The sequence below is a fragment of the Streptomyces sp. NPDC093510 genome, from assembly GCF_040683555.1.
Lineage (GTDB): Bacteria > Actinomycetota > Actinomycetes > Streptomycetales > Streptomycetaceae > Streptomyces.
The window spans coordinates 291,420-301,135 of the sequence record NZ_JBFBEE010000013.1 but is presented as its reverse complement, the minus strand read 5'-3'; the positions used below and the strand labels follow the sequence as shown (position 1 = coordinate 301,135).

The 9,716-nt window shown below is 67.0% G+C and carries 11 protein-coding genes and 1 pseudogene; 4 read left to right on the top strand and 8 right to left on the bottom strand.

The annotated features are described in order from the left end of the window. Together AB0N81_RS22790 and AB0N81_RS22785 are read right to left on the bottom strand one after the other, a co-directional pair. On the bottom strand, positions 1 to 1,279 hold a 1,279-nt coding region (locus AB0N81_RS22790), incomplete at its 3' end, for an RICIN domain-containing protein (protein ID WP_365361066.1). 67 nt (positions 1,280 to 1,346) lie between these two features. Next, positions 1,347 to 2,066 carry a hypothetical protein gene (locus AB0N81_RS22785; protein ID WP_365361064.1) on the bottom strand — a complete coding sequence of 240 codons (720 nt, stop codon included), beginning with the start codon at positions 2,064 to 2,066 and terminating at the stop codon, positions 1,347 to 1,349. 375 nt (positions 2,067 to 2,441) lie between these two features. Between AB0N81_RS22785 and AB0N81_RS22780 the strand changes: the two genes are divergently transcribed. Together AB0N81_RS22780 and AB0N81_RS22775 are read left to right on the top strand one after the other, a co-directional pair. Continuing rightward, positions 2,442 to 3,539, top strand: a complete 1,098-nt coding sequence (locus tag AB0N81_RS22780) for a hypothetical protein (RefSeq protein WP_365361104.1) — start codon at positions 2,442 to 2,444, stop codon at positions 3,537 to 3,539. Between the two features lie 40 nt (positions 3,540 to 3,579). Further along, complete coding sequence (locus AB0N81_RS22775; protein WP_365361061.1) at positions 3,580 to 4,077, top strand: hypothetical protein; 498 nt, start codon at positions 3,580 to 3,582, stop codon at positions 4,075 to 4,077. Positions 4,078 to 4,132: 55 nt separating this feature from the next. On the opposite strand, the gene AB0N81_RS22770 is transcribed toward AB0N81_RS22775, so the two are convergent. After that, positions 4,133 to 5,662 (bottom strand): RICIN domain-containing protein, encoded by a 1,530-nt coding sequence (locus tag AB0N81_RS22770; RefSeq protein ID WP_365361059.1) that lies wholly within the window; start codon positions 5,660 to 5,662, stop codon positions 4,133 to 4,135. A 233-nt stretch (positions 5,663 to 5,895) separates the two neighbouring features. Between AB0N81_RS22770 and AB0N81_RS22765 the strand changes: the two are divergent. Further along, positions 5,896 to 6,012 (top strand): annotated as a pseudogene (locus AB0N81_RS22765) (saccharopine dehydrogenase); the annotation flags it as partial. A 119-nt stretch (positions 6,013 to 6,131) separates the two neighbouring features. Further along, on the top strand, positions 6,132 to 6,758 hold the full coding sequence (locus AB0N81_RS22760; protein ID WP_365361110.1) for a hypothetical protein: 627 nt from the start codon (positions 6,132 to 6,134) through the stop codon (positions 6,756 to 6,758). Positions 6,759 to 7,170: 412 nt separating this feature from the next. Here the strand turns inward: AB0N81_RS22760 and AB0N81_RS22755 are convergent, their stop codons facing one another. From AB0N81_RS22755 to AB0N81_RS22735, 5 genes are all read right to left on the bottom strand, one after another. After that, a complete protein-coding gene (locus AB0N81_RS22755) occupies positions 7,171 to 7,344 on the bottom strand; it encodes an asparagine synthase-related protein (protein ID WP_365361057.1) in 174 nt (57 codons plus the stop codon). A gap of 75 nt (positions 7,345 to 7,419) precedes the next feature. Beyond that, positions 7,420 to 7,752 carry a thioredoxin gene (trxA, locus tag AB0N81_RS22750; RefSeq protein WP_365361102.1) on the bottom strand — a complete coding sequence of 111 codons (333 nt, stop codon included), beginning with the start codon at positions 7,750 to 7,752 and terminating at the stop codon, positions 7,420 to 7,422. A 351-nt stretch (positions 7,753 to 8,103) separates the two neighbouring features. After that, entirely contained in the window at positions 8,104 to 8,550 is a 447-nt protein-coding gene (locus tag AB0N81_RS22745) for a hypothetical protein (RefSeq protein WP_365361055.1), read from the bottom strand. Positions 8,551 to 8,634: 84 nt separating this feature from the next. After that, the gene (locus AB0N81_RS22740; protein WP_365361053.1) at positions 8,635 to 9,090 is read right to left on the bottom strand and encodes a hypothetical protein; all 456 of its coding nucleotides are present in this window, start codon (positions 9,088 to 9,090) and stop codon (positions 8,635 to 8,637) included. Positions 9,091 to 9,333: 243 nt separating this feature from the next. Further along, positions 9,334 to 9,684, bottom strand: a complete 351-nt coding sequence (locus tag AB0N81_RS22735) for a DoxX family protein (RefSeq protein WP_030788460.1) — start codon at positions 9,682 to 9,684, stop codon at positions 9,334 to 9,336. Positions 9,685 to 9,716: the final 32 nt, after the last annotated feature.

The following is a 9,716-nucleotide window of genomic DNA, read 5'->3' as shown; positions in this document are numbered from 1 at the left end:
CGTCGTCGTGGCAGCCGATGATGTCGAGCCTGCCGTCACCGGTGGTGTCGGCGAGGAAGCGAGGGTGCTTGTCGGCAAGCCAGCCGCCCGCCTCCTCACTGTGGCCGAACGCGCCGAGAACGGGTTCGCCGCCGATCGGAGCGAACGTCCCGTCCTCGTCCTGGAGGGACACCCAGACGCCGTCGTCGTGGCAGCCGATGATGTCGAGCCTGCCGTCACCGGTGGTGTCGGCGAGGAAGCGAGGGTGCTTGTCGGCAAGCCAGCCGCCCGCCTCCACACTGTGGCCGAACGCCTTCAGGACCGGCTCGCCGCTCGCGGGCGCGAACGTGCCGTCCTCGTCCTGGGGGAGGACCCGGACTCCGTCAGAGACGAGCACGACGACGTGAGGGCTGCCGTCACCCGTCGTGTCCGCGAGGGTCCACAGGTCCTTGGGGCTCGCGGGGGGTGTGGCCGGGTGCAGGAGAAGTTCGTCGTCGACGAACGTCCCGTCGCCCCTGCCGGACGAGGTCACGGCCCCCTTCCCGGGTTTGAGCCCTACGATGTCCGCGCGCCCTTCTCCTGTGGTGTCGGCGAGCAATCGCGCTCCGATGCCGGCCCACCAGCCCGGTTGCCCATGGGGAGTGCGGTTGGGTCCGTCGGTTTTCCACCCGCCAGCGTCCTGGTTGCTTCCGAACCGTTCGAGGACCAGCAGTACGTCGCTGAAGGAGGGGGTTGCGTCGGGTGCCGGCCGCAGCGCGGCCGAGCGGGTCAGCCGCCATGACTGGCGGCCGTTCCAGTGGCTCAGCGGTGCCCACTGCAGCACCACATCGCTGGCGCGCTCGGGTTCGGCCGTCACGAACCGCCAGTGCTGGCTTTCCGCGCTGTCGTCGTACTCGCGCAGGACGATGCGGGTGTCTTCCTCACCGGGTTCGGCGAGGTCGAGAACGGCGCCGTCGGTCACGTCCTCGATGAAGTAGAGGCCCGCTTCGCCCTGAACGGGAACGACGTGCCACTGCTGGCTCTTCTTGCCGACGGCGGCTTTGCTCTGGCGGACGCCGCTGTCGGCGGTGGCGGGGGTGTCGAGCACCTCACCGCTGACCGCGTTGCGGATCACATACGCCTGGTCGTCCTGCGCGTCCTGTACGGGGGTGAACTGCCACTGCTCCGGGGGCGGGCCGTCCTCGGGGAAGTCGCGGACGACGAGTGTCCCGTCCGCGCTCGACGCGGCCTTGACGCCGAGGGCCTCCCCCGTGGCGGCGTTGACGATCTCCAGCTTCAGATCTTCCGTGGGCACGGGCATCGTGGTGCCTCTTCCAGGCGGTGGGGCGTTGGCTCGGGACGGTTGTGGGCGCGGAGGTGGCCGCGGTTCACGTGAAGATGTGGTGGTACGGGACGTTCCACTCGCTGGGCAGCCGCGGGTAGAACGTGTTGATGACGGTCCCGGTGAAGTCCCCGCCCCAGTTGTAGGTCAGACGCGCCTCGCCGGCGGCCGTCACCGTGTGGTCCTTGAACCCGAGGATGGTGTCGGGGTGGGTGATCGGTACGAAGGTGATCCCGCCCCACGGCGTCACCGTGACGACCCAGAGCTGGGTGTCCTCGGCCGCGCCGTTCTTCCCGCGCCACTTGTCCCCGACCTCGCCGGGCAGGCCGACCCGGAGGGCGTCGTTCGGGTCCTTGGGGGCGTCCTGGTGGACGGTGATGCGCCTGCGCTGTGGCTTCGGCACGCCATCGTCGCCGCGCCCGGCATCGGCGTCGGTCGCACCGGCGGCTGGGGGTGTCACCTGGCCTGCGGCGCTCTCGATGAAGTACAGCGGTCGCTGCCCGAAGAAGCCGCCGGGGGTGATGTACCAGAGGTGGCCCTGTGCCTCCTTCGTATCCGGGTCGAGCGCGGTCGCCAGCCCGACCCCCTTGTCGTGGATTTCCTCCTTCAGCTCGGCGGGCCGCAGGTAGCCGCCGTTGAAGGCGTGGACGAGCATGACCGGCCGATTTTCGAGCAGTGCTGCCACGATCGCGTTGTCGTAGCTGTTCACCGCCACCGGGCCGCCGACCACCAAATTCGCCATTGCCGTGCGTTCCTGGGTGTACATCGCGGAAACCTCACCTGTTCTTGATATGGAGAGCAACGCGTCGAATGCTCAGCACAGTGATTTATCGCGCGACGTAACCGAAAGGTCAATCATCCCCGATCGAAACGATTCCGAAAAGCGAATGCGCGAGCGAAGTAAATGCCATCAAAACCGGCAAGGTACCAGGTCACACCACCCGTGGGTGTGAATTTCGAAATGGCGTAGAGCGGATGGCGGAGGGCGGCTTGCGATTCGCCATCACCCGTTTGAGCGTGATACTCGAAGGTGCCTTATCAGGCATTGTGGCCCGTGCTAGCTTCGCCTGTAGGGATGTGTGCAGATTCCTGCTTCCATTTCGCCGAGCGCGGCTTCGGCCAGATCAGTCGAGGACGGAAATTGCCTTCCAACGCGTACAACCTGGAGCGGGCCAAACGTCAACCGCTGACCAAGAAAAACTTGCGGGAACTCAATATCGAGCAGACCTGGCGGTCCATCCTGGGCCATCCCAGCCTGGTTTACGTCGACGACTACGGTGTGCGGCACAAGCCCGTCGGGTTTTCCGTGAACAAGTTGAGGTTCGGCGATTTCACGGGTGGCTCCGCGTTTGATCTGGGGTGGCTCGCCTACATGAACCTCGGGGAGCCGCTGATCGAGGAGCGGCGCAACATCAGTCAGCCCCCGCCCGACACGTTCTCCTCGCGCACCTACGTCAACCGCAGCGGGTCCGAGATGGGCTTCACCGACTCGGTCGACTTCACTGTGTCGAACGGGGCTACCTGGTCGCTCCAGGGAGACACCAAGCTCACCTTCGGCGGCAGCGTCGGCGCGCAGCTCCAGTTGCAGCTTCAGCTGCAACTCGGGTTGAACCTTCAGGCGCAGCTTCAGGCGCAGCTCAAGAACGAGATGACGAACAAGAACAGCAACACGATGACCAACAAGAACAGCAAGGACAGCGTGGGCGTGGACAACGCGAACGCCATGGATATGGGCATGACGAACGGGATGACCAACACCGCGTCGGGCTCGGTGGCAGGATCGACGGCGTTCACGACCACGGGCAGCGCCTCGGGTACCGCCGGGCTCAACGCCGCGCTGGCGCAGGGTGTCGCGGCTTCTGTCGGCGGTTCTTTGACCACCAGCTGGGCCTCGAAGTCGCAAATTTCCGGGAAGGTCCCGCCGGGCTCCCGTGTGGAGACCCTCGTAACGCAGCGCCGTACCCGCAAGCAGTACTCCTACGAGATCCCGGTGACCTTCTCCGGGCTGCTCGCGGTGGAGTACAAGGTGCCGGTGGCGGTCCTGTCTCCTCCGCAGCGCGGGGACTACCCCGGCCTCGACCGGCTGGTCGCCCGCGACATCAGCGACATTGGTCTGGCGGACGGAGGCTTCCGCATGAAGGGGCTGGCCGAGGTCGTCTCCGCGCTGGAGGTCCACCACACCATGTTCGACGGCGAAAGCCTGACCGACAGCCAACGAGAGCTGTACAAGAAGCCTTGACCGGGCGGCACGGCCACGACCACGACCAGAGGTGACGACCATGGTGTTCGACAACATCTTCCGCTTCGCGGGCCAAGGCGCGGGGCTCTTCTCGGTGGCCACCGGCCGGGACAAGCCGCAGCCGGGCGCGGGCGTCGACTTCGAGGACGCCGACGACTACACCTACGACGACACGACCACGAGCCTGTACACCAGCGCGATCCACGGGGCTTCCTCCCGGGCGAAGATCGTGCAGGAGCAGTCACCTGAAGCGCGGGTCATCCTGGGTTTCCTCGGCGCCTTCATCCACAACACCCAGGCATCGGCCGATGCGCAGGCCCAGTACGCCCAGAAGCCCAGCTCGGTATCGACGGCGGCTGCCGCCGGCATGCAGGAATCGAGTGCGACGGTGACGGGCCACAGCGACCTCAAGAAGCCTGAGGACCTGAACGACATGCCGAAGAAGAGCGAGTGCATGCAGCCCAAGCCGGCAGCCCCCGAGGCCAAGAAGCCCGAGGCGCCCAAGGCGAGCGCCAAGAAGCCGGACCGCGCCGAGTAGCGTCCGGGTTGCGAGGGGTCAGGGGCGTCCTCGCCTCTGACCCCTCGTTCGTGTGTCACACGGAGAGCAGCTGCCATTGCCGGGCGCGGGGGTCGCCCTCCATCACCGCGTGCTGCTTGACCGTCGCGGGGGCGTTGGTGCCGACGCACAAGAACAGACCGCTGTTGCGGTTCGCGATCTCGTAGACCCGCGGGGCGCCGGTCGCTGAGTCCACCGGGACCAGCCTCCACTGCTGATGGCGTGCGTCATCGCCCTCGTAGGCGCGCTGCGCGACCACCGCCCCGTCCGCCATCCCCGCTCCCACGACTTCCAGGACCTTGCCGCTGCGCACGTTCTCGATTCTGTACAGAACATCGCCCTGATCCCGGCCTGTCACGACCAGCCGCCACCGCTGGTGAGCCCTGGGGGAGGCCAGGGCCTGGTGGACCTCGGCCCCGTCCTTGGTGGACTCACGCAGCACCCCCATCCGCAGCCTGCTGCGGATGTTGGTCCAGGAGACCACCGTGCCCGACTCGGGCGGTCCGTCCGTCTTCACCGGCGTGACCTTCCGGACCCGTTTGTAGCCGGACTCGGCGATGTAGAAACCGCCCGCACCACCCGCAGCGAGTCCTGACGGCATGCCGAGTTGGGCCTTGGTGGCCGGACCGTCGTCCCCGGCGGAGCCCGGTGTACCCGTCCCGGCGACGGTACTGATCGTCCCGTCTGCCGCGACCTTCCGGACCCGGTGGTTGCCGGCATCGGCGATGTAGAGAGCGCCGGCGCTGTCCGCCATGACCTCTACCGGCGCGAGTAGTTGGGCCTTGGTGGCCAGGCCGTCGTCCCCGGCGAAGCCCGGTGCGCCCGTCCCGGCGACGGTACTGATCGTCCCGTCTGCCGCGACCTTCCGGACCCGATTGTTGCCGAAATCGACGATGTAGAGGCTGCCCTCGGCATCCACCGCCACCCCCAGCGGGCCATTGAGCTGGGCCTCGACCGCCGGACCGCCATCTCCTCCGGCTCCCTTGGACCCGTTCCCCACGACCGTGCTGATCACCCCGTCGGCCGTGATCTTCCGGACCCGGTGGTTGCTGCTTTCCGCGACGTAGAGGACACCGCTGCTGTCCACCGCCACCCCCGAAGGGGCATTCAAGTGAGCAGCGGTAGCGGCGCCGCCGTCACCGCCGAAACCAGCGGTGCCCGTGCCGGCGACGGTACTGATCACCCCGTCTGCCGTAACCTTCCGGACCCGCTGGTTGCCTGCATCGGTGATGTAGAGGGCCCCTGCACTGTCCACCGCTACCGCGGCCGGACGCTTGAGCTGAGCCTCGGCGGCCGGGCCCCCATCACCGCCGAAACCAGCGGTGCCCGTGCCGACGACCGTGTCGATCTTCCCGTCAGCCCCGACCTTCCGGACCCGGTGGTTACTGCTGTCGCAGATGAAGAGGGAGCCGGTGTGGTCCACCGCGATCCCCAACGGGCCTTTCAGCTGGGCCAAAGCGGCCGGTCCGCCGTCACCGCCAGACCCCCAGTCCCCGGTCCCCGCGACCGTGCTGATGGTAGGAGCGGAGTCCTCGCCACCTGCGGCTGCCTCGCTGGCAATGCTCATCGTCATCCCTTCACCGCTCACCGACCGCCCGGCACCGACGGTTATCGTTTGATTCCAGATAGTCAGAAGGGTCTTGGGTGCGGCAAGTCCACTGTCGAGTGGTTTGCGGAGTGCGGTGACGCGTCACCGCACTCCGACCGGCAGTCGACTCACGTCAACGCCCGGAGGTGACGAACGGGCGCGGCGGGCCGCAAAGTCGGGCATATGCACCAGACGCTTACCCGGTGCCTCACATGCTGCGACTTTGGATGAGACACGAATCCCGACGGAACGAGCGACGCGCCCCTCTCGTGCCTGAAGACGCCCGCAAGTTGATCGCGGAAGGGGTGCACCTGACTGTCGAGAGGTCATCGCAGCGAGCCTTTCCCACTCACGAATACGCGGATGTCGGCCGCGCGATCGCGCCGCAGGGCAGCTGGGGCACTTCTTCTTCGGGCACGCCTACAAGGGGCAATCGGAGGCGCCCAGGTTGCTGCGGCGTTTCGAGGCCGGCGGCGGCACGTTGCTCGACCTCGAGCACCTCCTCGACTCCAAGGGCCGCCGCATGGTCGGCTTCGGCTACTGGGCGGGCTACGTCGGCGCCGCACTGGCCGTTCTGCGGCACCACGGCGAGCTGACGGCGCCGCTCGTCTCGTCATCCCAGGAGGAACTGCGAAGACGGCTGCGCCCTGGTGTGGACGGCGTCACCGCCGTGGTGTTCGGTGCGGACGGACGCTCAGGGCGGGGGGCCTGTGACGCGCTCAGGACTGCCGGTATTGAGCCGACCCGTTGGGGAACCGGGGACACCCAGAACCTGGACCGTGACGCACTGCTCGCGCACGACATCCTCGTGAACACCATCAGCAGCTGTCGACCTGTACCGCCGTTCCTGACGAAGGCCGATCTCGACAACGAGCGGCGACGGCTGTCCGTGGTCGTCGACGTGACGTGCGACGTCGGCTCCGAGCTCAACGCCCTTCCCGTCCATGGCCATGGCACCGGCCTTTTCCGCCGATCTGGGGCCGTTTCTGCTGTCGTTGCGGGAGGGCTCAGATGTCTGGGATCGCTGTCGGGGGGGGGGCGTCGCGCTGTCGGCTCACTCGGTGAGCGGTGCTGAACGGCCCAGTGTCCGTATGGAATCGACACCGGGGAACGCGGCGAGCCCACAGCGCGTAGGAGGCAGCCTCCTTGTCGGTGTCGCCCAGGACGGTCCCTGCAGGACCCGCTGCCGTCAGGTTCGCGGTCAGGACGTCCTTGGCCCGGAGCTGTGGCCGAACTGGAGCTTTCCGCGCCGCAGGATATCCTCCGCCAGCCAGCCAGCCAGCCAGCCAGCCAGCCAGCCAGCCAGCCAGCCAGCCAGCCAGCCAGCCAGCCAGCCAGCCAGCCAGCCAGCCAGCCAGCCGGCGAAGGCGTCCCGCAGCAGTCTCTTCTCCTCTATGCCCGCACCGCGCTGCGTACCAGGTGCACGTCGAAGTGCTCGATCGCCCGCACCGGCCTCGGCAGCGCCGCCACGGCGTCCTCGGGGGTCATCACCACCTCGTGGTGTGGAGCGACCGACGGTGCCCGTGACGCTTCGCGTACCCCGCGGCCATGGCCGTGACGATCGCCGAGTCGAGGTCGCCGGAGAGGAAGGAGCCGATGCCGACGTCGCTCATCATCCGGTCCTCGACCGCGGTGACGATCGTCTCGCGTACCACCGACATGACACGAACGCGGAACCGATCCATCACTCACGAACGAGTGACACCACATTGCCAGGAACGGGACTTAACGCCCTCTCAAGCCAAGAAGGGGGCCAAGTCGCGCTCCAGTGCGGCCTTCGGCTTGGCTCCGACAATGGTCTTCACGACATCGCCTCCCTTGTAGACGTTCATGAGGGGGATGGACATGATGCCGTACTTCGCCGCAGTCGCCGGGTTCTCGTCGATGTTCAGTTTGACGACGGTGATCTTCTCGCCGTGCTCATGGGCGATGGCTTCCAGGGCTGGTGCGATCATCCTGCACGGACCGCACCACTCCGCCCAGAAGTCCACCAGGACAGGCTTGTCGCTCTTCAGTACCTTCTCTTCGAAGTCCGCGTCAGTCGCGGTGATGGTCGCGCTCATGAGCATCTCCTCCCTACCGAGTTCCTCGGCTGGCCGGATTCGGAGACAGCCGGTCTCATACGGTATTCGCCCACTGCGTGAAGCAGGGGGATCGGCGCGGATTTCTGGGTATGTGAACTCCACTTCTTCCCCGACCAGTTCACGAGCGGGCTACGCGTCCCCTCACGCTAGGAACTTCACTGGTCGGCGCCCCGGATCGGCCTACCGGAGGACTACGAGGGGCTACTCGTCGGCCAAGTCGGTTGAGTACGGCATCCGCTCCACGCCAACGACCCCATTGCGCAGACGATATGGCTCTCGGCGGGAACCGTCCCATCACCCACGGAAGGGCGAATGTCAGATCGTCTGGAACGGGACTTAACGCTCTCTAACTGCAGTCGGCTCAGCGTGGGGAGGGTGCGGCGGCTGGCCGGGCAGGACCCGCTGGCGGGCGCGGGGTGCGGTCAGCTTGGTCCGCAGCTGCTGGTTTTCCAAGGTCAGTTGGTTAACCACGCGCACCAGGGCTTCGACATCAGCGCGTAGTTGGTCAAGCTCGGCCTTGTCCTTCTGCCGGAGCTCCTTGAGTCGCACAACCTGCTGACGCAACCGCACCTCGGTATCGGCCGGTTGTCCTCGCTCTTTGAGCCTGGCGTAGAACTCGCTTTTCAGGTCGAGTTGGCGCTGGGTGAGGGCGTTGCGGGGGACGCCAGCCTCAATGGCCAGCGCCACGATGGTCAGCGCGCCGTTGGAGCGCTCGGGGCGGCCGACCAGGATACGGTTCTTGGCCGCCCGGATCTGGACGCGTTCGTCTGCTGCTCCGCTCATGAGGTGCTGTCCTTCAGTGTGATCCGGGTGTCCATATGGATCTCGGCGCGGTCGCGCAGGCGCTGTGCGTGGTGCCGCAGCCGTTCACCGACCGGCTGCGGTACATGGGCGGCTTGCGCGGTCGAGGGTGGCGGCACGCTCGCGCAGGGACATGGCGTGGTGGTCGGTGCGCACGATGTTGCCGCAACCCGGTACGCAACGGTCGAGCTGCGGGGCGTCCCGGATTCCGGCACGGTGGCACAGGGCCTGCTCCCTTTTGTAGTGGCACAGCAGCAGGGCTTGCGGGTTGTCGTAGAGCACGGCGTCCTGGTTGGCGAGCAGTCGGCGGGCGCTTGTGTGGTTGATGATGCTGCCCTCGAACCGCGGGGCGCGGGCAGCGGCGCGGATGACACGGCGGGCTGCCGGGCCGGAGACGCCCTGGCCTGCGGTGAGTGTGTCGTTGAGGGCGGCGAGCGTGTCGGCGATGGCGCGGACCGTCTCGATGTCGATGAGCTCGTGGATGCCGCCACGGCTACGTGAGGCGTAGCCCTCACTGGTCAAGGCGCTCTGGAGGTGCCCGTACTGGATGGCCAGGGCGACCAGGCCACCGGGGCGGCGGGCGATGTGCCAGGCCAGGTTGCGGACGCTGTTGAGCGTTGACCGTTGACCACCCCGACTTGCCCCAGAGGGGCCTCAGGGGGAAGGGCTGACCATAGGGTCGCCGCGCATTATGCAGTCAACATTGGGTTCAAGAGTTCAAGAGTTCAAGGATCCGCTCAAGTTCCGCAGGCGGATCAAGACAGCTCAGCCGTGGTACGACAGGTTCAGGGCCAGGGCGGCCACCGCCAGGGAGAAGAACATGGCCCAGCCGCCGAAGTGGTAGTCGCGAGCTCGCAGGTGGGCACCGAACGCGACGAGGAAGTACAACACGAGGCCGCCCGCGGCGAGCGCGCCCAGCACCGGCACGGCGAACCCCGCCAGCAACCCCAGCGCGCCCAGCGCCAGCAGCACGCCGAACGGGCGCATCGTCGAGTGAGGCAGCCCCATCTTGTCCGCCTGACTTCTGGGGTAGTCGTGACCGACGAGGTTCGCGACGGCGGCGAATCCGTTGGTGACCGAGGCGAGAAGAGTGACTGCGAGATAGGCGGCGAACACGAGGTTTCCTGTTCCTTGTAAAGGACAACTGG

Bases quoted from the DNA above. Each gene is read 5' to 3' on its own strand.
- AB0N81_RS22785 (WP_365361064.1), bottom strand. From the start codon at position 2,066: ATGTACACCCAGGAACGCACGGCAATGGCGAATTTGGTGGTCGGCGGC.
- AB0N81_RS22775 (WP_365361061.1), top strand. From the start codon at position 3,580: ATGGTGTTCGACAACATCTTCCGCTTCGCGGGCCAAGGCGCGGGGCTC.
- AB0N81_RS22770 (WP_365361059.1), bottom strand. From the start codon at position 5,662: ATGAGCATTGCCAGCGAGGCAGCCGCAGGTGGCGAGGACTCCGCTCCT.
- AB0N81_RS22755 (WP_365361057.1), bottom strand. From the start codon at position 7,344: ATGTCGGTGGTACGCGAGACGATCGTCACCGCGGTCGAGGACCGGATG.
- trxA (WP_365361102.1), bottom strand. From the start codon at position 7,752: ATGCTCATGAGCGCGACCATCACCGCGACTGACGCGGACTTCGAAGAG.
- AB0N81_RS22745 (WP_365361055.1), bottom strand. From the start codon at position 8,550: ATGAGCGGAGCAGCAGACGAACGCGTCCAGATCCGGGCGGCCAAGAAC.